Source organism: Micromonospora sp. WMMA1947, from assembly GCF_027497355.1.
GTDB lineage: Bacteria > Actinomycetota > Actinomycetes > Mycobacteriales > Micromonosporaceae > Micromonospora.
The window spans coordinates 4,849,791-4,875,571 of sequence record NZ_CP114909.1; the positions used below are offsets into that span (position 1 = coordinate 4,849,791).

Sequence of the window (25,781 nt, forward strand, 5' to 3'; positions counted from 1 at the left end):
CCCCCACCGGATCCGTTGGTCCATGTCGGACGCCAGTAGGCCGGCCCGTCTCGTCCCGTCATGGCTGAGCCGGACGGCTACTGGACGGATGTCCGGGCGCGCTGGTCGCGGGTCGTGTCCGCCGTCGAGAATTCCGGCGACGGTCACCCGCCGGGTGGGCGGGTCACCGTCGCCGAGACCGGCCGACGTCCCACGAGCCAGATCATCCCGGTCCTGATCGCAGGTCAGCGCGGAGTCGGCAAGAGCGCGCTGTATCAGGCGTTGCTCGGCGACAACGGCTACGTCCGGCGACGGGACGAGGACCATGTGCCGCACCGCCTCGTGCTCGCGTCCGGCCGGCGCCAGGCCCATGTGACGCTGGTGGTGAGCCCCGGTCAGACCGCGGGCGGCGACTACTCGTCCGGCGAGGTGGACAAGTGGGACGCCATGCTGAAGCCGCCGAACTACCCGACGGGCGTCATCTACGTCGCAGCGGCCGGGTACGACGAGCCGTGGGACCCCCGCGAGGTCAACGTCCTCGAGGAGCGGCGGCAGCGGCGTGAGGCCGAGCTTCGCCGCCAGGTCGAGGACCGGCTCTGGGAACAGTGGCGGGCCTCGCGCGACGCGACGCCCACGGACGAGGAGGAGCGGGTCCGGGCCGGCCAGATCCGCCGGGAGGTCGAGGAGGCGATCCCGTCGCCGTCCGAGCAGCTCTGGGAACAGAACCGGAACGTCGAACTCGAGCACTTCTCCCGGTTCTGCCAGAACCTTCTGCCCTGCTGGGTCGACAATCCGGCCGCCAAGGACCTGTGGTTCATCCTGGCGGTCAGCAAGGCCGACCTCTACTGGAACGACCAGTTGGGCCAGGTCGAGAACTACTACCTGCCGGGTGCCGACGGTGAGCCGGCTACCGAGTTCCAGCGGCAGCTCGTCCATCTCATCCGTGCCTTCGGCCACCGCAACCGTCCTCGGCTGGCCGTCCTGCCGGTCGCCGGACGCCGGCAGGACTACCGCTTCCTCCCGGGAGTCGGTGAGAAACAGGCGATGTTCGACGACATGAAATTCGCCGCGGTGCAGCGACGCCTCCGGACGACAGTGGGAGAGTTCTGTGGGCTCGATTCCTGAACGCGGCGACCTGTCCGGTCCGGAGTTCGAGCGCCTGCTGCGCGGGGCGGAACACCTGCTGGCGCGGGTGGACGCGGCGCGCGAGCGGCTGCGCCACTACCAGACGCTGCGAGCGGTCGTCCTGGCCGTCCTGGCCCTGGCCGGGCTGGTGACGGCGCTGTCGGCGTCCGACTGGTGGACCGGGGCGGGGGTCGCGGCGGGCGCCGCGGTGATCGTCGCCTGGTTCGCCGCCACCGTGCGGCGCAGCGTCGTGAGGCCGCTGCTGAGCCAGATCTATCGCGACGAGAAGCTGATGGTCGCCACCGTCAACATGCTGCGCGAGGTGCTGCCGCTGCTGAGCCACGACGAGCGGTGGAGCGAGGTCAGGCAGGATCGGAGCCGGCTGCGCCTCGGTCGTTTCCCCATCGAGCCTCGGGGACTGTGATGGCGCGGGCGGAGAACGCGGCGGGCAGCCGGCGTGAGGCCGGCATCTGGCTCGTCGCCGGACGGGTCGGTGTCGCCCTCGGCGTGGTCAACGGGGTCGTGCAGGTCGTCCGCACCGTCGTCGCCGGGCGGGTCGGGATCCGCGGCGTGCTCGCCGACGGGTGGGTGCTGGGAAGCGCGGCGCTGACCGGGGGTTTCGCCCTGGTGTTCGGAGCGGTGATGGTGGTGTACGCGCGCTACTGGTTCCGGTCGAGCCCGTTCGACGACTTCCGCCCGGACCGGCAGTCGGTGCGCCGGCGCATCCACCGCGGCGGCTGGAGTCTGGCCGGGGTCGGCGCGGTGATCCTCGCCGTCACCGGGGCGGCCTGGGCGGCCCTGCGCTGAGCGTCCCGGGGCCGGTCAGGCGACCGGCCGCGACGGCGCCCGCCCGGCCAGGAAGTCGGCCCAGGTCCGCACGCCTCTCGCTGCACCGGGCCGGGCCAGGTTCGCGCCCTCCCGGTACGCACGGCCGGCCCGCCCGGGGATGCGTACCGGGAGCCGCGCCCGGCGCTTCCCGGTAGCGCTCAGGTAGCCGGTCAGCAGGTCGCCGATGCCGTGGGTGTCCGGCCCGGCCAGGTCCGGCACCAGCCCGGCGGGCGCGCCCAGCGTCAGCTCGGCCAGCCGGGCCGCCACCTCGGCCGCGTCGACCGGCTGCAACCGCAGGCCGCCCGGCACCGGCACCACCGGCAGTCTCGTCATCGCCGTCAGCATGGTGTGCACCAGGTCGTGGACCTGCGCGGCGCGCAGCACCGTCCACGGGACGCCGGACTCCGTCACCGCGCGCTCGGCGCCCAGCTTGGACCGCGTCCAGGCCAGCGGCACCCGGTCGGCGCCGGTCACCGAGATGTGCACCAGATGCGTCACGCCGGCTCGGCGCGCGGCCCGGACCAGGTGGGCGGTGGCACGGTCGTCGCCCTTCGCGCCGCCGGCCAGGTGCAGCACCGTGGACACCCCCCGCAGGGCGGGGGCGAGGTCGGTGCCGGTGAGCAGGTCGGCGGTCACGTGGCTGACGCCGTCGCCGGGCTGTCCGCCGCGCCGGCTGAGCACGCGTACCGGGTGTCCGGCGGCGCGCAGCAGCGGTACGACGTGCCGGCCGATCGTGCCGGTGCCGCCGGTGACCAGGATCTGTGCGGTCATTCGTCGTTCTCCCGTCGTCGGTCTGCCAGGTCGACCCGCGCGGGCCCGCCGACGTGACAGGTGTGACGACGGTCACCTCCGGTCACGTCGGCGGCACCCGGCGGGTCGAGACGACGTGCGGGAGGGGAGGCTCAGGTGGTGGCCACCCGGCTGGCGGAGCGGTTCGAGGAGGAGCGGCCGCGGCTGCGCGCCGTGGCGTACCGGCTGCTCGGGTCGCTCACCGACGCCGAGGACGCGGTGCAGGAGACCTGGCTGCGGCTGTCCCGTACCGACGCGACCACCGTCGACAACCTGGACGCCTGGCTCACCACGGTGGTCGCCCGGGTCAGCCTCAACACGCTGCGGTCCCGCGCCGCCCGCCGGGAGGACCCGCTGGACGTACGCCTGCCCGACCCGGTGGTGGACACCGGCGCCGGCGACCCGGCGCACGCCGCGGTGCTCGCCGACTCGGTGGGGCTGGCGCTGCTGGTGGTGCTGGACACGCTGGCCCCGGCCGAGCGGCTCGCGTTCGTGCTGCACGACATGTTCGGCGTGCCGTTCGACGAGATCGGCCCGCTCGTCGACCGCTCACCGGCGGCGGCACGGCAGCTCGCGAGCCGGGCCCGCCGACGGGTACGCGGACAGGCGCCCGTACCCGATCCGGACCTGGCCCGTCAGCGGGCCGTGGTGGACGCGTTCCTCGCCGCCGCCCGCGACGGCGACCTCGACGCGCTGATCGCGGTGCTGCACCCGGACGCGGTGCTGCGCTCCGACGCCGGGACCGCCCGCTCCCGCCACACTGTCGTGTTCAGCGGCGCGACGACCGTGGCGGCACAGGCCACCACGTTCGGCCGCCTGTTCCCGTACGCCCGGCCGGTGCTCGTCAACGGCGCCGCCGGGGTGCTGGTGAGCGCCGGGGACCGCGCGCTGTCGGTGATGGCGTTCACCGTCACCGGCGGACGGATCGCCGCCGTGGACGTGATCGCCGACCCGCGCCGCCTGGCCGCGCTCGGTCTCGCCGGCTGATCCGGAGCCGCTTCAGTCGACCAGAACCAGGTTGGCCATGTCGACCACCGGCCGGAATCCGAGCCGGGCGTAGAGCCGGTTCGACACCGGGTTGGCCTGGTCGGTGAACAGGCACACCCGCGCCCCCTCGGCGGTGAGCAGCCGGCACACCTCGGCGACCGCGTTGCCGGCCCAGCCGCGTCCGCGCTGCCCGGGTGGCGTGTACACCGGTCCGACGCGGGCCACGCCGAACGACGGCGGGTTGGCGGCGGTCAGGTGCACCGGAGCCCCCGACTCGTCGGTCCAGAACCAGACCCGCCCGTCCCGGATGCGGCGCAGCAACTCGGCGCGGTCGGGCGTCTCGTGTGCGCTGGTGCCGGGCGGGCGGCCCGCCTGCTCGTCGGCGTCGGCCGTGAACGCGGCGAACCACGCGGCGACCAGGTCGACCTCGTCGGCGGTGGCCGTCCGCAACGCGCCCGGCACCGGCGCGGGCGGCGTGAGTTGGTCGAGCACGTGCAGCCGGGTGTGCTGGGCCACAGCGACCCGGCCGCCGTCGAGCCGTACGACCTCGTCGGCGCAGGCACGCGCGGCGGGCAGCGCGCCGTTCACCGCGCGGACCCGCTCGCCGCGCCGGTGCCACGCACGGGCCAGCGCCACGGCGGCCTCCGGCGGCATCGGCAGCAGGAACGGCGGTCGCGGCGGGAACGGCGCGGTACGCATCGCGGCGCCCACCACCGCCCCGGAGGCGTCGCGCACCACCAGCCACCAGTCGTCCTCGGGCACCGCGACGCCCTCGGCGCGGCGGGCCGCCATCCGGCGTGTCACGCTGGCGACGACGGTGTTGACCACCGGGTCGGCGGCCAGGTACGCCTCGGCGGCGTCGAGGAACTCCTCCGGGTCGGCGAAGAAGTGCAGGGTGTGCGCGGCGGTCATGCGGGCACGGTAGTCACTGCCGGCGGCCGGGTCGTAGCGGTTTTCCCGCCCCCGGTTCAGGGGGCGATGCGCAGCCGGCGGATGTGGGTGTCGTCGTACTCCTCGAACCGGAACCGCAGCCCCGCGAACGGGCTGCCGGGGAAGCCGCCGCTGATCGTCGCCGTCACCACCGTGCCGGCCGGCGTCTGCTCGACGTCGGTGATCTTGTACGTCACCAGCGGCGTGCCGCTGCGCCAGGCGCGGATCTCGTCGATCCCGCGGTGGGTGCGTCCTTCGTCCTCGACCACCGCGTCGTCGGCGAACAGCGCGAGGTAGGGCTCCTTGTCGGCCTGGCCGGCGAGCGCGAAGTAGCGGCGGACGATCTCGGGCGCGTTGCTCATGGGCGTGATGCTAGGCGCCGGGACCGACAAGAAGCGCCGTAACCGTGGCGGCGGTGGCGAGCACGGCGAGCGCGGCGCTGGTGGCCACGAACCGGCCCAGCGGCACGGCCACCCCGGCGGCCCGGCAGCGCTCGTACCAGATCAGTGTCGCCAGCGACGCCCACGGCGTGGCCAGCGGGCCCACGTTCGTGCCGATCAGCAGCGCCAGCAGCTGGGTGTGCCGGTCGGCCGCGATCACCGCCTCGCCGGCCAGGTACGCGGGCAGGTTGTTCACCGCGTTGCTGAACAGCGCGCCGACCGCGCCCGCCCGCAGCGCCCCCTCCGCGCCCGGGTCGGTGCCGATGAGCGTGCCCATCACCGTGTCCAGGCCGTGCCGGCCGATCGTCTGCACCACCAGGAACAGCCCGGTCACGAAGACCAGCAGCCGCCACGGCACCAGCGCGAGCCGCAGCCGGTGCCGGGCCCGGACCGCGAAGCCGACGACCAGGATCGCGGCGGCCACCCCGGAGGCGATGCCGATCTCCACCCCGGCGAGGATCCCGGCGACGAACAGCAGGCAGGCGGCGAGCGCGGTGCGGTAGAGCACCCGGTCCGGCGGTACGTACGGCCGCGGCGGGTCGAACGGGTCGGCCCCGGCGCGCGCCGGACGCCAGTACCACCACCACAGCAGAAGCGCGGTCACCGCGACGGCGACCAGCTGCGGCCACCACATCCGGGCCGCCCACGGCACCGGGTCCAGGTCGACCCGGTCGCTGGCCAGGATGTTCGTCAGGTTTGACACCGGCAGCAGCAGGCTGGCCGTGTTCGCCAGCCACACGGTCGTCATGGCCAGCGGCGTCGGCGGCACGTTCAGCGCCCGGGCCAGCGCGATCATCACCGGCGTGAGCAGCACCGCCGTGGTGTCCAGGTTGAGCGCGATGGTGGTCACCGAGGCGAAGCCGACGCAGAGCCAGAACAGGGCCCGGAAACTGCCCCGCGCGGTCACCGCCACCCGGGTCGCGAGCGCGTCGAACACCCCCGCCACGGCGGTCAGCTCGGCCAGCACCACCACGGTGCCGAGGAAGATCAGGATGGGCACGATCCGCCGCATCGTCGCCTCGGCGTCGGCGCGGGGCAGCGGCCCGGTGAGCACGAACACCACGCCGAGCACGGCCAGCCCGATCGCGATCCAGTCCAGCACGTGCAGGCGGCCCCAGCGGGAGCGGTCGGGCACGGCGTTCGGCGGATCGCCGGGGGTCTCCACGAGGGATGATCCTCCCACACGCCGGTGCGGACGCAGGAGCCCGACGCGGTCGCGAACCGGGCTGCCGAGGGTGTCGATCTGTTGACCGTCGGTGGCCATAATGACCATGTGGTTGTAGGCGCGCACCCCACCCGGTCCGACCGCCCCATCGATTTCTTCATCAGCTACTCGCCCGCCGACGAACGCTGGGCCACGTGGCTGGCGTGGGAGTTCGAGGCGGCTGGCTACCGCACGCTGCTGCAGGCGTGGGACTTCGTGGCCGGCACCAACTTCATCGACTTCATGGACCGCGGCGTCCGCGAGGCCGAGGTCGTGGTGGCGGTGCTGTCCGAACGCTACCTGCACTCCACGTACGGCAAGCTGGAGTGGCAGGCCGCACTGCGCGCCGACCCCGACGGCACCGGCAACAAGCTCGTCACGGTACGCGTCGAGGACTGCCCGATCGACGGCCTGCTCGCCACCATCACCTATGTGGACCTGGTCGGTGTGGACGACCCGGTACAGGCCCGCAACCGGGTGCTGGACCGCATCCGGGAGGCGCTCGACGGCCGGGCCAAACCGATGCGGCAGCCGGCGTTCCCGCACCACCCGGCCGACCCGCACGGGGTGCTCGCCGCGCCCGCCGCCGGAGCGCCCGCCCCGCGTCGCGCCCGGCGTACCCCGATCAACCCGCCGCCGTTCCCGCCGGCCGCTGTGGCGCCGCCGACGGCCCGGGACACCGTCACCGTGCTCCAGGTCGCCGGGCCGCGCTTCGGCCGGGGCGTGATCACTCCCGGCGCGCCGGTCACCCCGGGCGAGGTGCAGGAACACCTGATGGGTGACCTCACGCTGCTGATGAACGACGGCGTGCCCCGGCCGGACCTGCTCGTCGTCGCCGGCAACCTCACCGAGTCGGGCAGCCCGCGCGAGTTCTCCGATTCGCTGAGCTTCCTCACCGGCCTGCGGGTGCTGCTCGGGCTGGAGCCGCACCGCCTGGTCGTGGTGCCCGGCCCGCGCGACGTGACGATGGCGGCGTGCCGCGCGTACTTCGCCACCTGCGAGGCCGACGACGTCGACCCGCAGCCGCCGTACTGGCCGAAGTGGCGGCACTACGCGCGCCTGTTCGACGACCTCTACCAGGGGCTCGACGACCGGATCTTCGACAGCGAGCAGCCCTGGACGCTGTTCCCGGTGCCGGACCTGCGCGTGGTGGTGGCCGGACTGAACTCCACCATCGCCATCACCCACCGCGAGGAGGACCGGTACGGCTTCCTGGGCGAGGCGCAGTCCAGCTGGTTCGCCCAGCGGCTGCGCCACTACCAGCAGTCCGGCTGGCTGCGGCTCGGCGCGATGGCGCACGCGCCGGGGGCGCGCAGCCCGTACGCCGACGAGGTGCCGCCGGACCCGGTGTCGCTGCGCGACCGCGGCTCGGTCAACCGGCTGGTCGGCCCGATGCTCAACCTGCTGCTCTCCGACGCCGCGCCGTCGGCCCGGGTCGACCCGGTGGTGCCGCTGGCTGCCGCGCCCCGCGACGGCCGGGCGCAGGTGCTGCGGCTCGGCGGCGACGGGATGACCCGCTGGGTGCTCGGCCGCGACGACCGGCTCGACGGCGGCACTGTCACCGCCGTGTCCTGGCCGCACGCGGAGGCCACCTTCGGCGCGTCCGGCCCGGCCCAGGTGCCCGACCCGCGCCGTCCGGCCGCCGTCGAGGGGGCCACCCAGGGCGTGGCGGCGGCCGCCGCGCCGGTCGCCCCGGTGCAGCGGCTGCTGGACCGGCTCGCCGAGGTCTGCGAGGCCCGCTACGACCGGGTGGTGGTACGCCGCGTCGGCACCGACCCGCCGCACCTGTACATCAGCTACCGCTCCGACGGGGTGGTCCGCCAGCAGCGCGTCGGCGCGCACGTCGGCACCCCCACCGCCGCCGACGTGGACGTCTTCGCCCGCCGGGTGCACGCCACCGACCCGGACATCGCCTCCGAGCTGGTCTACGACGGCGACCGGGTGGCGCGTGGGCTGGCCGAGGAGGCGCAGCGCCGGGGCGTACGCGTGCTGCACCTGACCGAGTTCCAGGGCCTGCTCGACCTGCGCGAGTACGTCGCCGCGCAGACCGCCCGGCTCCAGGCCGACCGGCTCTACCCGCCGGGGCAGTACGTGCCGCAGCGCTATCGGCACCTCGTCGGCGCCGACCAGCGCGTGCGCGACGACGTGGTGGACGAGTTGCTGGAGACCGTCTCCGCGCCGGACGGCCGGTTCGTGCTGGTGCTCGGCGACTTCGGCCGGGGCAAGACGTTCGCGTTGCGGGAGGTGGCCCGGCGGCTGCCCACCGCCGCGCCGGACCTGATCCCGATCCTGGTGGAGCTGCGGGCGCTGGACAAGGCGCACTCCGTGGACGGTCTGGTCGCCGCGCACCTGGCCAACCACGGCGAGCAGGTCATCGACCTCAAGGCGTTCCGCTACATGCTGCGCCAGGGCCGCATCGTGCTGCTGTTCGACGGGTTCGACGAGCTGGTGGCCCGGGTGACGTACGACCGGGCCGCCGACCACCTGGAGACGCTGCTGCAGGCCGCCGAGGGCAACGCGAAGATCGTGGTGAGCAGCCGGACCCAGCACTTCAAGACCAACTCACAGGTGCTGACCGCGCTCGGCGAACGGGTGGGCCTGCTGCCGCACCGGCGCGTACTCGCCGTGGAGGACTTCACCCCCGGGCAGATCGAGGCTTTCCTGCGCAACCGGTACGGCGGCGACGAGCGGGCCGCCCGCGAACGGATGGACCTGCTGGCCGGCGTGAAGGACCTGCTCGGGCTCTCCCGCAACCCGCGCATGCTCGGCTTCATCGCGAACCTGGACGAGGGGCGGCTCGCCGCCGTGGCGGGGGCGGGCGGCACGTTCAGCGCCGCCGCGCTGTACCGGGAGATCCTGGAGTCCTGGCTGGACTTCGAGGAACGCCGCACCCAGGGCATCCCGGGCGCGCCGGTGAGCCTGCGCCGGCCCGAGCTGTGGCAGGCGGTCAGCCGGCTGGCGTTCCAGCTGTGGGAGAGCGGGGAGGCGTACCTCCGCCTGGCCGAGCTGGCCGAGTCCACCGGCCGGCTCGCCGGGCGGGCCGACTCGCGGCTGTCCGGCCCGCAGGCGGCGCACGCGGTCGGCGCGGGCAGCCTGCTGGTCCGCACCGACGACGGGCTGTTCGGGTTCATCCACACCTCGGTGATGGAGTGGCTGGTCGCCGAGGGGGTGGCCGAGCAGATCAACAGGGGTGAGGAGCCGGCCGCGCTGGCGGTACGGTCGTTGTCCGCGCTCGCCGTGGAGTTCCTCGGTGACCTCGCCGACCCGGCCCGCTGCACCGCCTGGACCGCGCGGGTGCTCGGGGACGAGTCGGCGGGCGAGACGCTGCGCGCCAACGCGCTGCGACTGTCCGCCCGGCTGCGCCTGCCGGACCGGGCCGACCTGCGCGGCGCGGTGCTGCGCGGCGAGGACCTGTCGCACCGCGAACTCGCAGGGGCCGACCTGACCGGCGCCGACCTGACCGACGCGCGGCTGATCGCCACCAACCTGACCGAGGCGCGGCTGGAGCACGCCCGGCTGCGCGGCGCCCGGCTGGACCAGGCCCGCCTCGCCGGGGCGGACCTGCGCGACGCGGAGATGGCCGGCGCACGCCTGTTCCGGACCGATCTGCGCGGCGCGCGCGTGGCCGGCAGCAGCTGGCACCGCACCGCGCTGATCGACGTCAGCGCCGACCCGGCGCTGCTGCGCGCCCCGGAACTGCGCGGCGCCGTCGTCGCACCGGGCCGGCCGGTCGCGCCGGGCCTCGCCCCGCCCGCCGTGGGCGTCGGCTACGGCTTCGAGGTGGGCCGGCTGCCGGTGCCCGTGGCGTACAGCCCGGACGGCGCGGTGCTCGCCGTCGGCAGCGACGACGGCGGTGTGCTGCTCTGCGACACCGCCACCGGGCTGCCGGTACGCACGCTCCAGGGGCACCGCTCCCGGGTGTACGCGGTCCGCTACGACGCCGCGTCCCACCAGCTCGTCACCGGCTCGGCCGACCTCACCGTACGGCTGTGGGACGCCGACCACGGCGACGTGCGGCACGTCATCGAGGACGTGTTCACCGGCTGGGTGTGGCCGCTGCTCACCGACGGCCGCCGCGGCCGCCTGGTGGTCGGCGACGCCGCGGGCGTGGTGCGGCTCTACGACACCCGCGGCGCCCGGCTGCGCCACGAGTGGCCCGGCCACGCCGCGCCGATCTGGGGCACCTCGTTCAGCCCGGACGGGCGGCGGGTCGTGGTGGCCGACAGCGCCGGCACGGTCCGTGGCTGGGACATCCCCACCGGCAAGCTGGCGTTCGAGGTGCAGGAGCCGGAGGTGGTCTACCGGGTGGTGCACTCACCGGACGGCCGCCTGCTGGCCGCCGTCGGGCAGCACGGCCGCATCTGGATCCGCCGGGCCACCGACGGCGAGCTGCTGCGCGCGCCGCGCGGCCACGAGGCCGACGTGTACGCCCTCGACATCCACCCCGACGGCACGCTCATGGCCACCGGCGACACGCACGGCGCGCTGCGGCTCTGGGAGACCGAGACGGGCCGGCCGGTGCGGGTGCTCGGGCGGCAGCGCGGCGCGATCTACAGCGTCCGGTTCAACGGCGACGGCAGCCTTCTCGCCACCGCCGCCAGCGACGGCGCGATCCAGCTCTGGGACACCGACGACGGGCAGGTGCGGCACGAGCTGACCCGGCACCGCGGCTCGGTCTGGCCGGTGGTCTGGCGGCCGGACCAGAACCAGGTGGCGACCAGCAGCAACGACGGCACCACCCGGCTGTGGGACGTCCGCAGCGGGCAGCTCCAGCACACGCTGCGCGGGCACGGCCGCCGCGTCACCGCGCTGTCCTTCCGGGACGACGGTGAGGTGCTGGCCGCCTGCGGCAACGACGGCGTGATCCGGCTCTGGGAGCCGCGCACCGGCCGCCTGCTGCGGCAGCTCGCCAGCCCGGCCGACCGGCTGCTGTCGGTGGTGTTCTGCCCCGAGGAGCCGCTGGTGGCCACCCCGAGCGGCGACGGCGGCGTGCACCTGTGGAACACCGACACCGGCGCCGACGAGCGCGAACTCAACGTGGACACCGACCACGTCTGGGCGGTCGCGTTCAGCCCCGACGGTGACGCCCTCGCGACCGCGAACGACGACGACACGGTACGCCTCTGGTACCGCCGGACCGGCCGGCACTTCGCCACGCTCACCCCGCACCGGGGACGCGTGCGCACCGTCGCGTTCAGCCCCGACGGCGAGACCATCGCCACCGGCTGCGACGACCAGACGGTACGGCTCTGGGACGCCGCCACCGCCACCTGCCGCCTCACCCTCGAGCACCACACCGACCGGGTCTACTCGGTCGGCTTCAACAGCGAGGGCACGCTGCTCGCCAGCGCCGGCAACGACGGCACTGCGGTGGTGTGGGACGCGATCACCGGTGAGCGGCGCCTGGTGCTCACCGAACACGACGGCCGGCTCTGGTCCTGCGCGTTCAGCCCGGACGGCAACCTGCTCGCCACCGCCGGCGACGACCTGGTGATCCGGCTCTGGGATCCGGTCACCGGCCGGCTGCACGGCACCCTGGCCGCGCACACCCGGCGCGTCTGGTCGGTGCACTTCAGCCCGGACAGCAGCCTGCTCGCCAGCGCCGGTGACGACGGCACCGTACGCCTGTGGGACGTGGCCGACCCGGAGCACGCCCAGCTGCGGACCACACTCATCGGCCTGCCCGACGGGTGGGCGGCGGTCAGCCCGGACGGCCGGTACAAGCTGGACGGCGATCCGGGCGGCCAGTTCTGGCACGTCATCGGCACGTGCCGCTTCGAGGTGGGCGAACTGGACCCCTACCTGACCCAGGTCCGCCGCCTGTCCGTAGACGCCCCCTTCTGACCCCCGCCGCCTCCGCCCGCCCACCCTCCTCGTTGATCAAGGAGTTTGTGTCCCGGCACGCACTCGCCCCGGACACAAACTCCTTGATCACCGCCCCGGTCCAGGGCGCTGGTCGTGCCGTCACCGTCCGCGGCCCCAGGGGTGGTCCGTAGATCTTGGTAGGAAACGGCCCCTATGAGGGCCCTGTCGTACCAAGATCTACTGCGGTTTCCGGGATGTGGTCCGCGAATCCTGGAATCCGGACGCCTCTGGCCGATACCGGTGGCCGGGCAGGTCGCCGCGCAGGGGGCCGGTGGGTCGGCCGCACCCCTGCCCGCGATCTTGCGCTTTGTGCCCGGGCGAACGGGGCATTCGGGGCGCGGCCCGGGCCTAAAGTGCAAGATCACGGGTGCGGGTGCGGGTGCGGGTGCGGGTGCGGGGGGTGGGGGTGGCCGGGGCGGGCGGTTTGTGCCGCCCGCCCCGGGCCGGGGCGCTGGTCAGCGGCGCCACTTCTGGTTGGCGGCGCCGGTGCAGTCCCAGATCTGCAGCCGGGTGCCGTCGGCCGAGCTGGTACCCGTCGCGTCCAGGCACTTGTTCGCCTGGGGGTTGACGATGTCCCCGGCCGCGCTGAACACCCACTTCTGCGCGCCGGTGCCGTTGCAGTCGTAGAGCTGCACCTTGGCGCCGCTCGCCGTCGACCCGGCGGCCACGTCGAGGCACTTGCCGAGCGCGCGTACCGAGCCGTCGGCGTTCCAGGTCCAGCGCTGGGCGGCGGTGCCGTTGCAGGTCCACAGCTGCACGGGCGTGCCGTTGGCGGTGCCGGCGCTGGCCACGTCGACGCACTTGGTGCCGTACCCGATGATCTGGCCGCCGGTGCCCCCGCCGCCGTTGTCCCACGCCTGCACCCGGACGTAGTCGATGGTCATGGTCTGCGGGAACGTGGTGCTGCCGTCCGGCGAACCGGGCCAGTTGCCACCGACCGCCACGTTCATGATCATGAAGAAGGGGTGGTCGAAGACCCAGCGGTTGCCGCCCAGGTCGGCGGGGGTCTTGCGGGAGTACGCCACGCCGTCGAGGTACCAGGTGATCGAGTCCGGCGCCCAGTCCACACCGAACGTGTGGAAGGTGTCGGCGAGCGCCTGCCCGCCGGGCAGCGAGGTGGACGCGCCGACGCTGTTGCCGCCGGAGTAGCCGGGGCCGTGCAGCGTGCCCCAGACGGTCGACGGCGCGTAGCCGACGTTCTCCATGATGTCGATCTCGCCGCTGCCGGGCCACGGGTTCGTGCCGATGTCGTTGCCCAGCATCCAGAACGCCGGCCACAGTCCCTGTCCACGCGGCACCTTGATGCGCGCCTCGAACCGCCCGTACGCCTGGGCGAACGTGCCGTTGGTGAGCAGCCGGGCCGAGGTGTACTGGCAGCTGCCGTACCAGCAGGAGTAGCCGGACGGGTTCTCCCGGCGGGCGGTGATGACCAGGTTGCCGTTGCCGTCGAGCGCGGCGTTGCGGGTGCTGTTCGTGTAGTACTGCAGTTCGTTGTTGCCCCAGCCGCCGCCACCGATGTCGTAACGCCACTTGCTCGCGTCGGGGGCGGCGCCGGCCGGGCCGTTGAAGTCGTCGGACCAGGTGACCGCGCCGGGGGCGGCGATCGCGGGGGAGTGGGGGACGGCGGCGAGGGCGGCGGTGAGGCCGACCGCCGTCGCCGCCAGGGCGGCGAGGGTACGGATGGTGCGCACGGGGCGCCTCCTGCGGGGGTGGTGGCTGTCACCGTCACGGCGGCCGGCCCCGCCTAACGGTTAACAAACCATACAAATAGACTTCGATGAAGGTATGAACGAAGTCGGTCGATGTCAAGAGAGCGTTTCCCGCTGGCGCTCCGACGTCGGCTCCGGCTCGCGCTGCCGCACCACTGTGGGCCGGCGCATGTCCCGCCACGGGCCGCCCAGCAGCGGCGTCAGCACCACCAGCAGGTAGCACGCGCCCATCACGACGAGCGTGGACGTCGGGCCGAACCGGTCGGCGGCGATTCCCGCGCCGACCGCGCCGGCCGGCATGGCCGCCCACGCGCCCGCGCCGATCACGCCGTACACCCGGGCCCGCATCGCGGGCGGCACCCGCTCCAGCTCGACGGCGCCCATCAGCGGGTTGAGCGAGCCGGCGGCCAGCCCGGCGACCGCGACCACGGCGACCACCACCGGCAGCGGCGGTGCGGCGGCGAGCGCCCACAGTGGCGGCGCGCCGCACAACACATACGCGGTGACGAACGTGGCCCGGCGGGGCAGCCGGTGCCCGATCGCGCTGAACACCAGCGAGCCGACCAGCGCGCCACCACCCATGACGCCGACCAGCAGGCCGAACGCGGCCGGGCCGCCGAGTTCCCGGTCGGCGACCACCGGCAGCAGCACCTGGCTCTTGGCCGCGTCGAACAGGTTCGTCACCAGCACCAGCAGGACCATGGCGCGCAGCAGCGGCTCGCGGACCAGGAAGCGCAGCCCGGCGGCGAACTGCTGCCAGTAGCCGCCGGCCTCCGGCTCGCTCTCCTCGCCGGAGGGGCTCAGGCGGCGTGGCACCAGCAGCGCCACGACGAGCGCTGACACGGCGAACGTCACCGCGTCCACCGCCAGCACCGGCAGCGCGCCGAGCACGCCGACGAGCAGGCCGGCCACCGGCGCGCCGATCATCCGGGCGCCGCGCGAGGTCGCCTCGGCCCAGCCGACCGCCCGCTCGATCGGCACCCCGGCCGCCGCCGCGGCCTCCGGGAGCAACGCCGTGCGCGCGGTCTGCCCGGGTGTGTCCAGCAGGCCGCTGACGAAGACCAGGGCCAGCAGCGCCGGGAACGGCAGGCCGACGGTGGCGTGCAACAGGGGTACGGCGGCGATGGTCACGCCGGAGACCACGTCGGCGAGCACGCTGGAGCGCCGGTAGCCGATCCGGTCGACGAGCACGCCGCCGAACGCGCCGCCGAGCACCACGGGCGCGGTGGCGAACGCTCCGGCCAGTCCGGTGGCCGCCGGTGAGCCGGTCTCGGCCAGCACGTAGAGCGGCAGCGCGATGAGCGTGAGCACGTTGCCGGTCAGTGAGACGGCGTGCCCGATCAGCAGTCCGGCCAGCGGCCGGCGGTCGCGGGTCACTGCGGCCCCCGGTACGCCTGCCAGATCAGCGTGACCATCTCGGCGCCGGCCCGGCCGGGTGCGCCGCGCTCCTGCCAGCGCCGGCCCAGCGCGGACAGCTCGTCGCGCAGCTCGACCAGTTCCTCCGGCGTCAGGCGCAGCACGATGTCGCTGCTGGTCGTGCCGCGTACCCAGGCCGGGTCGAGGCTCGCCTCGGACTCCAGGTACGCCTGGTAGCGGTCCACGTAGCGCTGCATGGCGGCCTGGCGCAGCAGGTTGCCGGCGAGCCGGCGCTCCGGGTCGTCGAGCAGTTCGAGCGGATCCCAGTCGGTGGTGGCGTGCGCGGCCCGCCACCACCGCTCGCGCCGGTCCCGGGCCAGGTCGGGGGCCTCGGTCACGAAGCCGTGCTCGGCCAGCTTGCCGACGTGGTAGCTGACCGAACCCACCGCCTCGCCGGTGCGCTCGCTGAGCATGCCGACCGTCTGCGGGCCGCGCAGGCGCAGCTCGCCGAGCAGTCGTAGCCGGGTGGGGTGGGCCAGCGCCCGCATGGCTCGCGGGTCGCTCACGCGCCGGTTGGCGGTTCCGTCCGTCATATCGACAGACTAGACCTACAACAGATGATGTACAAGAAACCTTGTATTTACCGTGCGGCCTCCGGCGTGTGGCGGTACAGGTCACGCAGCAGGCACACCTCGGACAGGTGGTGGATCACCTCCCGGTTGATGTGCAGCACGAGCGTGGCCATCGGGACGTCCGCGAACGGCCCCTCCGCCGGGCCGCAGGGGCGGCCCAGGCCGTCCTCGCCGAGCGCCTCGACCCCCGCCGTCCAGGCGGCGTACTCCTCGTCGAGCTGGGCCAGCGCGCCGGCCGCGGTGGGGGAGTAGGGGAACGAGGCGTAGTCGGTCGGCGCGCGGCCGAAGTGCGACGCGTTGCGCATGGCCAGCACGCCGACGATGACGTGCGCGAGCCGCCACGCGATGGTGGTGAACGGCGGCGGGTCCGGCTGCGGCATCGCGAAGTCGATCGTCGGCGTGCCGCCGTCGGCGCGTGGTCGCAGGCTCCAGCAGCGGGGGACCGGCTCCCAGAGGTATTCGGCGTCGGTGAGCCCGGCGAGGCGGTCGCGCAACTGGTAGGTCCAGTGCCAGGTGAGCTGTTCGCGGAGCAGCGGGTTCCAGGTCAGATCGGTCATGCGCCTCAGCGTGCCACCGGCCTGGGACAGAAAACGGCGCGCTCAGTCCCGCCGCGCCGGCGTACGGCCCTTGAGGCGGCGGCCCATCTCCCGGGCGATCTCCTTCCTCGCGTCCCGCTCGGCGAGCGCCTGGCGCTTGTCGTACGACCGGCGGCCGCGGGCCAGGCCCAGCTCCACCTTGGCCCAGCCGTCGGCGAAGTACATCGACAGCGGCACCAGCGTGATGCCGCCGTCGCGCAGCTTCTCCAGGATGCGGGCGATCTCCACCCGGTGCAGCAGCAGCTTGCGGGTGCGCCGGGGCGCGTGGTTGGTCCAGGTGCCGAAGCCGTACTCGGCGATGTGCAGGCCGTACAGCATGATCTCGCCGTCGCGCTCCTGGGCGAACGCGTCGACAAGCGACACCCGCCCTTCGCGCAGCGACTTCACCTCGGTGCCGGCGAGCACGATGCCCGCCTCGTACGTCTTGAGGATGTCGTAGTCGTGCCGCGCCTTCTTGTTCGAGGCGATCAGCTTGCGCCCGTTCTCCCTGGCCACGCGAGCAGGGTACCTGCGGGCGGCGACTCGGGGCCGGTCGCCGGGCGGGTTGCGGTCACCCAGCCGGTGGTGATCAGCAGCAGCGCCGCGCAGTAGGTGGTCATCACCAGCAGGCCCCGCCCGGGCAGCTCGATTCCGGCCGCGCCCACGCCGATGAGCAGGTCGGAGACGAGGAAGAACGCGCCGCCCGCGGCGACCCGCGCCGACACCCCGGTGGCGGCGGCGGCCATCAGGCACAGCGCCAGGCTGTAGCCGAGCACCGGCAGCCGCAGCGGCCCGAGCATGCCCCACAGCAGCGCGTTCGCGCCCGCCCAGGCGAGCAGGTAACCGGCCCACGCCACGACCGGCGCGCGCCGGTGCCGCGCGAAGGCGGTGATGAACGCGACCTGGGTGACCAGGAAGAACCCCATGCCGGCGAGGAACGCGGTGTCGCCCGGCAGCAGCAGGGCGACGTCGCCCGCGGTGGCGGCGACCAGGCCGACCGCCACCGCGTCGATGCGGCGCCGGTGCGCCCAGAGGTACGCCAGCAGCACCGGCGCGAGCAGCGGCTTGGCCAGCCACTGGAGCACCGTCGAGTCGAGCGCGACGCCGACCAGTTCGACGGCGGCGACCAGCCCGAACAGGGGCAGCAGCCGCCTCATCGGACCGGCTGCCAGCCGGGACGGCCGAACAGGTAACCGAGGCGGTGCCGCCAGGAGCGTGCCCGGCGTACGTCGGACCAGATCGCGGCGAACTCGTGGGTGGCCACTCGCAGCGGGTTGTAGGTGCCGATGTTCGTGGTCAGCCCGTAGCGCGCGGTGGCCCGCTCCGGCTCGAACGTGCCGAACAGCCGGTCCCAGATGATCAGGATGCCGCCGTAGTTGCGGTCCAGGTACTCGGTGTTCGAGCCGTGGTGCACCCGGTGGTGCGACGGCGTGTTGAAGATCCACTCGATCGGCCGGGGCAGCACCTTGATCCGCTCGGTGTGCAGGAAGAACTGGTAGAGCAGGCTGACCGACTGCTGCAGGAAGATCATCCACGGCGGGATGCCGAGCAGCGCCAGCGCCAGCCAGAACGGCAGCGAGGTCATCGGCGTCCAGCTCTGCCGCAACGCGGTCGAGAAGTTGTAGTAGACGCTGCTGTGGTGCACGACGTGGCTGGCCCAGAGCACGCGTACCTCGTGGTGCGAGCGGTGGAACCAGTAGTAGGCCAGGTCGTCGGCGAAGAACAGGATCACCCAGGTCCACCAGTCGCCGGGGGACAGCTGCACCGGCGCCACGGTCCACGCCGCCGCGAACAGGCCGACGGTGAGCAGCTTCCACGGGAAGCCGATGATCTGGCTGCCCAGGCCCATCGACAGACTCGTGGTGGTGTCGCGCAGCTCGTAGCCGCGTTCGTCGTCGTCGGGCAGGAAGCGGTAGGAGACCGCCTCGATGACGATCAGGAGCAGGAACGCCGGGACGGCGTACAGCACGGCGGGGATCATGCGCGCGCTACCCTTCCGGGGGTGGTGGGGGTGGGGGTGGGGGTGACCGGCGCGGTCAGCAGCTCCCGGGCGTGCCGGGCCGCCGCCGCGCCCTGACCGGAGGCGATCGAGGCGGCGAGACGGCGGTGCCCGGCGACGTCCAGCAGTTCGGCCGCGCGGGCGTCCGGAGGGACGTCGCCGACCGCGAAGGTGCCGGCCACCAGGCTGTTGAAGGCGAGCTGGTAGGCGGTGTTGCCGCTGCCGCGCACGACCAGCCGCCAGATGGCGATGTTCGCCTCGTTCATCAGGTCCAGGTCGGGGGCCAGGTCGCCGTACTCCTCGGCGGCCCGGACCACGGCGGCGACGACCGCCGCGTCGCCGCGCTCCGCGCAGAGCCGGGCCGCGTCGATCCCGACGCAGGCCCGCATCTCCAGCATGTCGCGCACCAGCGTCTCGACCGGGAGTACGTCGCCGGAGCGGGCCAGGGACAGCGCCAGGTCCAGCCCGGCGTGCACCCGCCAGTCGAGCACCCGGGTCGCGCCGCCCTGGCTGACCCGGACCAGGCCGAGTTGTTGCAGGCGGCGCAGCGCCTCCCGGACCGCGTGCCGGTTGACCGCGAACGCGCCGGCCAGTTCCCGTTCGCCGGGCAGCGTCTCGTCCGGCGCGTACCGGCCGGAGACGATCGCGTCGCGCAGCCGGCCGAAGACGTGGTCGGAGACCGAGACGCGGGGCGCGGGATCGAAGGTCATGCGCAGCAGTGTGGCCCCGCGCACGTCAACCCGTCAACTGGTTGTACCAGTCGAATTCCGGGGCGGCCGGTGCGTACCGCGGCGGTCACCCCTCGTATCCTTTCCGCCGTAGGACCCGCCAGAGGGAAGGGAGTCGGTGTGAGCGACGGGGTCGAGACGCTGGAGTTCCAGGCCGAGGCCCGTCAGCTGTTGCAGCTGATGGTGCACTCGATCTACTCGAACAAGGACGTCTTCCTGCGCGAACTGATCTCGAACGCGTCCGACGCGCTGGACAAGCTGCGGCTGGAGTCGCTCGTCGACAAGGACCTGCCGGCCGACACCGCCGACCTGCACATCGAGATCGAGGCCGACAAGGACGCCCGTACGCTCACCGTGCGGGACAACGGCATCGGCATGACCCGCGACGAGGTGGTCCGCCTGATCGGCACCATCGCCAAGTCCGGCACCGCCGAACTGCTGCGCAAGCTGCGCGAGTCGTCCGACGCCGCCGCCTCCCAGGAGCTGATCGGCCAGTTCGGCGTCGGCTTCTACGCCACGTTCATGGTCGCCGACAAGGTGACGCTGCTGACCCGCCGCGCCGGGCAGTCCGGCGGCACCCGCTGGGAGTCCGCGGGGGAGGGCACGTACTCGATCGAGGAGGTCGCCGACGCGCCCCAGGGCACCTCGGTCACGCTGCACCTCAAGCCGGTCGACACCGAAGACAACCTGCACGACTACACCGCCGAGTGGACGATCCGGGAGATCGTCAAGCGATACTCCGACTTCATCTCGTGGCCGATCCGGATGACAGTCGACAAGCCCGGCGAGGACGGCGCCACCACCCGCGAGGAGCAGACGCTCAACTCGATGAAGGCGCTCTGGGCGCGCTCGCGGGACGAGGTCGACGAGGCCGAGTACAAGGAGTTCTACCGGCACGTCGCGCACGACTGGGCCGACCCACTCGAAACCATCCACATGCGCGGCGAGGGCACCTTCGAGTACGAGGCGCTGCTGTTCCTGCCCTCGCACGCCCCGCTCGACCTGTTCTCCCCGCAGGGCCGCCGCGGCGTGCAGCTCTACGTCAAGCGCGTGTTCATCATGGACGACTGCGACGCGCTGATGCCCAACTACCTGCGCTTCGTCAAGGGCGTGGTGGACGCGCACGACCTGTCGCTGAACATCTCCCGGGAGATCCTCCAGCAGGACCGGCAGATCCGCGCGGTGCGCCGCCGGCTGGTCAAGAAGGTCCTCGCCACGCTCAAGGACATGTCCGCCGAGTCGTACCGCACGTTCTGGACCGAGTTCGGCGCGGTGGTCAAGGAGGGGCTGCTGGAGGACCCGGACAACACCGAGACGCTGCTGGAACTGGTCCGCGCCGCCAGCACCCACGACCCGGCCGAGCCGACCACCCTGCGCGCGTACGTGGAGCGGATGAAGGACGGGCAGAGCGAGATCTACTACGCCACCGGCGAGAACCGGGCCACCATCGAGAACTCGCCGCACCTGGAAGCCTTCCGCGCCAAGGGCTACGAGGTGCTGATCCTCACCGACCCGGTGGACGAGGTGTGGGTCGAGCGCGTCGGCGCGTACGACGGGAAGACGCTGCGCTCGGTCGCCAAGGGGCAGGTGGACCTGGAGACCGAGGAGGAGAAGGAGAAGGCCGAGGCCGAGCGGCAGGAGTACGCCGAGCTGCTCACGTTCCTCGGCGGCGCGCTCGCCGACAGCGTCAAGGAGGTGCGCCTGTCGACCCGGCTGACCACGTCACCGGCCTGCGTGGTGGGCGACGCGCACGACATGACGCCGACGCTGGAGAAGATGTACCGGGCGATGGGCCAGGAGGTGCCGCAGGTCAAGCGGATCCTGGAGCTGAACCCCGCCCACCCGCTGGTCACCGGCCTGCGCAAGGCGCACGGCGAGGGCGGCGACACGGCCGCGCTGACCGAGACCGCCGAGCTGCTGTACGGCATGGCGCTGCTGGCCGAGGGCGGCGAGCTGGCCGACCCGGCCCGGTTCACCCGCATCCTCGCCGACCGCCTGGCCCGCGGCCTCTAGACGTAAGGAGGGGCCCCTTCTTGTCGCCTACGCGATAGGAGGGGCCCCCTTTTAACAGGTGGCGCTCAGGGGAGCGCGGGGTAGAGCGCGGCCACGCCGCCGGACAGTCCGGCCTGGACCCGCCGGGCGACGTCGTCGGCGAGGATCTCGTAGCTGTCGGACTCGATGCCGTCGGCCGCGAGCCGGGCGACGTCGGCCGGGTGCGCCTTCGGGCCGGGGACGGCGGCGGCCATCTCGGTGTCCATGTAGCCCACGTGCAGGCCGGCGACGCGGACACCACGGCCGGCCAGTTCCACGCGCAGGGCGTTCGTCATCGACCACTCGGCGGCCTTCGCCGCGCCGTACGCGCCGACGCCGGGGAAGGTGAACCAGGACAGCGCGGACAGGACGTTCAGGATCGTGCCGCCGCCGTTGGCCACGATCCGGGGCGCGAACGCCCGCACCACCGACAGTGTGCCGAGGTAGTGCGTCTCCAGCTCCAGCCGGATCTTTTCGAGGTCGCCGTCGAGCAGGTCGGTGCCGGTGCTCACGCCGGCGTTGTTGACGAGCAGCGTCACGTCACCGGCCCGCTCCGCGGCGGCGGCCACCGACGCGGGGTCGGTGATGTCGAGGCGTGCCGGGGTGACGCCGGGCAGGTCCACGGTGTCCGGGTTGCGCGCGCCGGCCCAGACGGTGGCGCCACGCGCGACGAGTTCGGCGGCCAGGTGCCGGCCGAAGCCGCGGTTGGCGCCGGTGACCAGGGCGGTGCTTCCAGCGATCTTCATGTCTCGCTCCGAGAGGTGGTGGGAAGGGAGGTCAGGCGGACAGCAGGCCCGGACCGGGCAGCACGGCGAGTTCACCGGGCGGTACGTCGTGCCCGGCGTCGCAGCGCAGCCGGGCGTGCACCGCCGCGCCGCACTCGTCGTGGGCCACCCGTACCGCCGGACCCGCCTCGTCGGCGGCGTACGTGTCGCCCCACTGCCGCAGCGCGACGAGCACCGGGATCAGGTCGCTGCCCTTCGCGGTGAGCACGTACTCGTCGCGGCTGCGCTGCCCGGGTTCGCGGTAGGGACGCCGGTCGAGCAGCCCGTCGGCGACGAGTTGCTTGAGGCGGGTGGCGGCCACGGGCTCGCTGACGCCGACCCGCCGGGCGAAGTCGTCGAAACGGCGGGTGCCGAACGACGCCTCCCGCAGCAGGAGCAGCGTGGTGCGGTTGCCGATCACCTCGAGCGCCCGGGCGATCGAGCAGTTGGCGGTGGACCAGGAGTCACGCTGCGCAAGGAGGTCCGTCATGGCGTCGACGGTACCCACTGACTTAGGAAAACAGAAGTCAGCTACCTCACAGCTGGCCGGGGAAGAAGCCGTGCCGGGCCAGCGGCTCGACGATCTGGTGCTCCTCGTACGACAGGTGCGACAGCAGCGTGTCGGTGAGCAGGTCCACCGCCTCCTGGAGCTGCGTGAAGTCGCCGGGCCGGCGGACCAGCTCGACGAGCGCCCGGTCGACGCTCTCCACCACCCCGTGGATCACCACGTGCTCCTCCTCGAGGCGGTCCAGCACCGCCGCCAGCCCGGCCTCGGAGCGGCGCAGGTGCGGGAAGATCGAGGCGTCCTCCAGCCCGTGGTGCTGGGTGACCATGGTGCAGTACGCCGCGCAGTACGCCCCGAGCGTCCAGTTGTTCTGCCGCATGGTCATCTCGTTCAGCGCGGCCCGCGCCCGGCCCGGCGAGACACTGCCCCGCTTGACCTGTTCCAGCAGGTCCCGCACCTGGGCCAGCTCCTGGCGCAGGTGGTCGTGCACGTCCACTAGGTGCTGCCCGGCGGCCTGTCCCCGGGCCGGGTAGGCGTGTCCGGCCGGCGGCTGCGGGGCGCTCGGGCGGGTGGACTCGTCCCACGGGCGGCGCGCGCTCAGGCGTACCCCCGGGTCGGGGGTGGGGGTGACGCCGAGCGTGCTCGGGAGGCCGGCGGCGGTCTGCTCGTCGGACGCCGCGCGGGTGCCGCCGGTGGGCGCGGCGCGCTCGGCCGCGACCAGCTCCCGGACCGCGGGCGCCACCTCCTGGCCGAAGATCTGGATCGCGCGCGGCTCGTCGCTGCCGAGGATGAACGTGGTGATGCCGTGCTCCAGCGTGAGCCCGGCCAGCTCCTCCACCCACTGCTCCGGTGGCCCGGCCAGGAAACCGGCCGACGAGCGGGCGAACGTGCCGGTCACGTTGAGCATGCGGCGGATCGCAGCCGGGTCGCGTCCGGCGGCCGCCGCGCCCTCGTCGACCAGCGCGTTGAGGGCGGGCAGCTCGTCGGGGCCCTTCGGCAGGTACGACAGCGACGGCAGCCAGCCGTCCGCGGCGCGGCCGACCAGGCGCAGCATGCGCGGCTTGTACGCGCCGACCCAGATGCCCACCGGGTGCGCGGGCGCCGGGCCACGCTTGGCGCCGACCACTCGGTAGTGCTCGCCGTCGACCCGGATCATGCCGCGACTGCCGGTGTCCCAGACCTCGCGGATCACCCGGATCGCCTCGTCGAGGGCCTCGACGGCCGCACCGGGGGACAGGCGCCGCCCGCCCGCCGCCTCGATCGCGTCCCAGAACGCGCCCGCGCCGAGCCCGAGCTCGACCCGGCCGCCGGTGAGCAGGTCCAGGCTGGCGACGCTGCGGGCCAGCACCACCGGCTGGCGCAACGGCAGGTTGAGGACGTTTCCGGCCAGACGGACGCGTTCGGTGGCGGCGCCCACGTAGGACATCAGCGTCCAGGTGTCCAGGAAGCCGGGCTGGTACGGGTGGTCCTGGAACGTGACCAGGTCCAGCCCGACCTGCTCGCAGAGGCGGGCGAGCGCCACCACCTGGTCGGGCTGCCCGGCGGCGGGGGTGATGAAGCCGCCGAAGGTCAGCTCGTGTCCGTGATCGGTCATCGGTCCCGCCTCCCGTGATCTTGTCCAGCCCTGCCACGGTAGCGCCACAGGTGGTAGCCCGGCCGGGTGAAGAGCATCACAAGAAGTGGACTATTGTCGCAAATCGCTCCTAGCGTCGGTTTCGTCCGCAGACGCGGACACCGCAGGCCGGAAACGCCAAATCCCGCCGCCGGCCCCGGTAACCGAACCTCGCGCGGGAGCGGGGGAACCACACGTTCCACGGTGCACCGTCACCTCGGGGTGAAGCCGCCACCGGCGGCCGGGCTCCTCGGCCCGAACCCGACAGCTCACCTCGTCGGCGTGGAGGAATCCACATGGCAACTGAATACTCGACCCGGGGTCGTCGTACCGCTCTCGCAGCGATGACGGCCGGCGTCGCCGTCGGCGCCGCGACCCTGTTCGGCCCGGCCGCTCCGGCCAGCGCGGGCGTCAACTGGGACGCGGTTGCGCGCTGCGAATCCGGCGGCAACTGGAAGATCAACACCGGTAACGGCTACTACGGCGGGCTCCAGTTCTCCCGCGCCACCTGGAACGGCTACGGCGGCCAGAAGTACGCCGCCCGCGCCGACCTGGCCAGCCGCTCCGAGCAGATCGCCGTCGCCGAGAAGGTGCTGCGCGGTCAGGGCATCGGCGCGTGGCCGGTCTGCGGCAAGAAGGGCGGCTCGGCGAGCGCGGCGACCCGGTCCGAGCGGGCCACCCCGAAGGCGGCGCCGAAGAAGGCGGCCGCGAAGAAGGCGGCCCCGAAACGGGCGACCACGCGCAAGGCCGCACCGGAACGCGCCGCGAGGCCGGAACGCGCCGCGACGACGGTGGCGCCGCAACCTGCGCCAGGCGCCGAGACGTACGTGGTGCGGCGCGGGGACACGCTGTCGGAGATCGCCGTGGCGCAGCGCGTCAACGGCGGCTGGCGTGCCCTGCACGAGCGCAACCGGGCCGTGGTCGGCGACGACCCCGGCCTGATCTTCCCCGGTCAGCGGCTGCGCCTGCGCTGACCGGCTCCGGACGCCCGGCCGGTTCGCCCGGCCGGGCGTTCGCCAGCCCGCGACACGCCGCGCCGCCGGTGTCCGGCCTGCTCGCGGCGCCGGGACGCCGACCATGACGGCCGCTGACCGCGATTCGTCGGAGCCGGTTGCTAGGGTCACGATGATCGGCTCAGACGTGAAGAAAGCGCGGAAATGACCAACGACCCGTTCTCGGCTGCCGCGAGCATCGACGAGCTGCTGACCCGCACGCAGCAGGCTCTCACGGCGATGCGCTCCCGGGCCTCGGCGCACGCCGACGGCGAGCCGGGCGACCTGCTGCGCGCCGAGGGCACGGCAGCCGGCGGCCGGGTCCGCGCGGTCGCCGTCCAGGGTGGCAGGCTGGATTCGGTGACGGTCGACCCGGAGCTGGCCGGCGAGCCCCTGGACGTCCTCTGCGGACATCTCGTCGCCGCCGCCAACGCCGCCCTGTCCGAGCTGGACGCCCAGGTCAGCGCGTCGGCGCGGGCCGACGCCGACGCGCTCGCCGCCCGGCTCGGCAGCATGGGTGACCAGGCGGAGCTGTTCGGCCGCGCGATGCACGAGGCCGCCGCCCGGATCCACCGCGACCGCGGCACCGCGTCCCGGGCCGGGCGCCCGGCCTGACCCCGGCCGCACGCGCCCCGGGCGCGGCGAGGCGCAGCACCGGCCCGGCACGTAGCCCCGGCCTGGGACGACGAGGCGGCCGGCCGCCGGGAGGACGACGACCGGCCGCGCTACGC

Annotated in this window: 23 protein-coding genes and 1 riboswitch; of the genes, 8 read left to right on the plus strand and 15 right to left on the minus strand. The window is 73.6% G+C overall.

Translation table 11 applies throughout. The features are described 5' to 3' along the window. Positions 1–60 precede the first annotated feature (60 nt). Genes O7604_RS22865 through O7604_RS22875 form a run of 3 tightly spaced genes read left to right on the plus strand, consistent with a single transcriptional unit; the run spans position 61 to position 1,911 of the window. Positions 61–1,104: a hypothetical protein gene (locus O7604_RS22865; RefSeq protein WP_269705820.1), complete on the plus strand. Its 1,044-nt coding sequence runs from the start codon at positions 61–63 to the stop codon at positions 1,102–1,104. Next, positions 1,088–1,528, plus strand: a complete 441-nt coding sequence (locus O7604_RS22870) for a hypothetical protein (RefSeq protein WP_269705821.1) — start codon at positions 1,088–1,090, stop codon at positions 1,526–1,528. Before O7604_RS22865 ends, O7604_RS22870 begins: the two co-directional genes overlap by 17 nt. Beyond that, complete coding sequence (locus O7604_RS22875; RefSeq protein ID WP_269705822.1) at positions 1,528–1,911, plus strand: hypothetical protein; 384 nt, start codon at positions 1,528–1,530, stop codon at positions 1,909–1,911. The genes O7604_RS22870 and O7604_RS22875 overlap by 1 nt, the downstream gene beginning before the upstream one ends. Positions 1,912–1,926: 15 nt before the next feature. Here O7604_RS22875 and O7604_RS22880 read toward each other — a convergent pair whose 3' ends face one another. Beyond that, a complete protein-coding gene (locus tag O7604_RS22880; protein ID WP_281577715.1) occupies positions 1,927–2,703 on the minus strand; it encodes an NAD(P)H-binding protein in 777 nt (258 codons plus the stop codon). A 138-nt stretch (positions 2,704–2,841) separates the two neighbouring features. Between O7604_RS22880 and sigJ the strand changes: the two genes are divergently transcribed. Next, on the plus strand, positions 2,842–3,708 hold the full coding sequence (gene sigJ, locus O7604_RS22885) for an RNA polymerase sigma factor SigJ (RefSeq protein ID WP_348651011.1): 867 nt from the start codon (positions 2,842–2,844) through the stop codon (positions 3,706–3,708). A gap of 12 nt (positions 3,709–3,720) precedes the next feature. Here the strand turns inward: sigJ and O7604_RS22890 are convergent, their stop codons facing one another. From O7604_RS22890 to O7604_RS22900, 3 genes are read right to left on the minus strand one after another with little or no spacing between them, the layout of a single operon-like run. Further along, complete coding sequence (locus O7604_RS22890; RefSeq protein ID WP_281577717.1) at positions 3,721–4,620, minus strand: GNAT family N-acetyltransferase; 900 nt, start codon at positions 4,618–4,620, stop codon at positions 3,721–3,723. A 56-nt stretch (positions 4,621–4,676) separates the two neighbouring features. After that, the gene (locus tag O7604_RS22895; protein ID WP_269705825.1) at positions 4,677–5,000 is read right to left on the minus strand and encodes a nuclear transport factor 2 family protein; all 324 of its coding nucleotides are present in this window, start codon (positions 4,998–5,000) and stop codon (positions 4,677–4,679) included. A 10-nt stretch (positions 5,001–5,010) separates the two neighbouring features. Further along, a complete protein-coding gene (locus O7604_RS22900) occupies positions 5,011–6,243 on the minus strand; it encodes an SLC13 family permease (RefSeq protein WP_281577718.1) in 1,233 nt (410 codons plus the stop codon). A gap of 108 nt (positions 6,244–6,351) precedes the next feature. Between O7604_RS22900 and O7604_RS22905 the strand changes: the two genes are divergently transcribed. Next, positions 6,352–12,126 carry a TIR domain-containing protein gene (locus O7604_RS22905; RefSeq protein ID WP_281577719.1) on the plus strand — a complete coding sequence of 1,925 codons (5,775 nt, stop codon included), beginning with the start codon at positions 6,352–6,354 and terminating at the stop codon, positions 12,124–12,126. A gap of 476 nt (positions 12,127–12,602) precedes the next feature. On the opposite strand, the gene O7604_RS22910 is transcribed toward O7604_RS22905, so the two are convergent. The 8 genes from O7604_RS22910 to O7604_RS22945 form a co-directional block, all read right to left on the minus strand. After that, positions 12,603–13,838, minus strand: a complete 1,236-nt coding sequence (locus tag O7604_RS22910) for a family 16 glycosylhydrolase (protein ID WP_281577720.1) — start codon at positions 13,836–13,838, stop codon at positions 12,603–12,605. A 114-nt stretch (positions 13,839–13,952) separates the two neighbouring features. Further along, positions 13,953–15,233, minus strand: coding sequence for an MFS transporter (locus O7604_RS22915; RefSeq protein ID WP_281577721.1), 1,281 nt, complete (start codon positions 15,231–15,233; stop codon positions 13,953–13,955). Further along, the gene (locus tag O7604_RS22920) at positions 15,230–15,805 is read right to left on the minus strand and encodes a helix-turn-helix domain-containing protein (RefSeq protein ID WP_281577722.1); all 576 of its coding nucleotides are present in this window, start codon (positions 15,803–15,805) and stop codon (positions 15,230–15,232) included. Before O7604_RS22920 ends, O7604_RS22915 begins: the two co-directional genes overlap by 4 nt. 47 nt (positions 15,806–15,852) lie before the next feature. Next, positions 15,853–16,401, minus strand: coding sequence for a DinB family protein (locus tag O7604_RS22925; RefSeq protein ID WP_281577723.1), 549 nt, complete (start codon positions 16,399–16,401; stop codon positions 15,853–15,855). 42 nt (positions 16,402–16,443) lie between these two features. Continuing rightward, positions 16,444–16,935 (minus strand): SsrA-binding protein SmpB, encoded by a 492-nt coding sequence (smpB, locus tag O7604_RS22930; RefSeq protein ID WP_281577724.1) that lies wholly within the window; start codon positions 16,933–16,935, stop codon positions 16,444–16,446. Beyond that, entirely contained in the window at positions 16,908–17,576 is a 669-nt protein-coding gene (locus O7604_RS22935; RefSeq protein ID WP_281577725.1) for a lysoplasmalogenase, read from the minus strand. The genes smpB and O7604_RS22935 overlap by 28 nt, the downstream gene beginning before the upstream one ends. Continuing rightward, positions 17,573–18,400 carry a sterol desaturase family protein gene (locus tag O7604_RS22940; protein ID WP_269705834.1) on the minus strand — a complete coding sequence of 276 codons (828 nt, stop codon included), beginning with the start codon at positions 18,398–18,400 and terminating at the stop codon, positions 17,573–17,575. The genes O7604_RS22935 and O7604_RS22940 overlap by 4 nt, the downstream gene beginning before the upstream one ends. After that, positions 18,397–19,128 (minus strand): GntR family transcriptional regulator, encoded by a 732-nt coding sequence (locus O7604_RS22945; protein WP_281577727.1) that lies wholly within the window; start codon positions 19,126–19,128, stop codon positions 18,397–18,399. Before O7604_RS22945 ends, O7604_RS22940 begins: the two co-directional genes overlap by 4 nt. 138 nt (positions 19,129–19,266) lie before the next feature. Here O7604_RS22945 and htpG point away from each other — a divergent pair, with 138 nt between their 5' ends. Further along, positions 19,267–21,159, plus strand: a complete 1,893-nt coding sequence (gene htpG / locus O7604_RS22950) for a molecular chaperone HtpG (protein WP_269705837.1) — start codon at positions 19,267–19,269, stop codon at positions 21,157–21,159. Positions 21,160–21,224: 65 nt separating this feature from the next. Here the strand turns inward: htpG and O7604_RS22955 are convergent, their stop codons facing one another. Genes O7604_RS22955 through O7604_RS22965 form a run of 3 tightly spaced genes read right to left on the minus strand, consistent with a single transcriptional unit; the run spans position 21,225 to position 24,040 of the window. Then, complete coding sequence (locus O7604_RS22955; protein ID WP_269705838.1) at positions 21,225–21,923, minus strand: SDR family oxidoreductase; 699 nt, start codon at positions 21,921–21,923, stop codon at positions 21,225–21,227. Positions 21,924–21,954: 31 nt separating this feature from the next. Then, positions 21,955–22,431 carry a helix-turn-helix domain-containing protein gene (locus O7604_RS22960; RefSeq protein WP_269705839.1) on the minus strand — a complete coding sequence of 159 codons (477 nt, stop codon included), beginning with the start codon at positions 22,429–22,431 and terminating at the stop codon, positions 21,955–21,957. Between the two features lie 46 nt (positions 22,432–22,477). Continuing rightward, complete coding sequence (locus O7604_RS22965; protein WP_269705840.1) at positions 22,478–24,040, minus strand: LLM class flavin-dependent oxidoreductase; 1,563 nt, start codon at positions 24,038–24,040, stop codon at positions 22,478–22,480. 170 nt (positions 24,041–24,210) lie between these two features. Then, a riboswitch (cyclic di-AMP (ydaO/yuaA leader) is annotated at positions 24,211–24,356 on the plus strand. Here O7604_RS22965 and O7604_RS22970 point away from each other — a divergent pair. Both O7604_RS22970 and O7604_RS22975 read left to right on the plus strand, forming a co-directional pair. Continuing rightward, positions 24,355–25,032, plus strand: coding sequence for a transglycosylase family protein (locus O7604_RS22970; RefSeq protein WP_281577728.1), 678 nt, complete (start codon positions 24,355–24,357; stop codon positions 25,030–25,032). (Overlaps the previous riboswitch by 2 nt.) 183 nt (positions 25,033–25,215) lie before the next feature. After that, a complete protein-coding gene (locus tag O7604_RS22975; protein ID WP_269705842.1) occupies positions 25,216–25,665 on the plus strand; it encodes a YbaB/EbfC family nucleoid-associated protein in 450 nt (149 codons plus the stop codon). Positions 25,666–25,781: the final 116 nt, after the last annotated feature.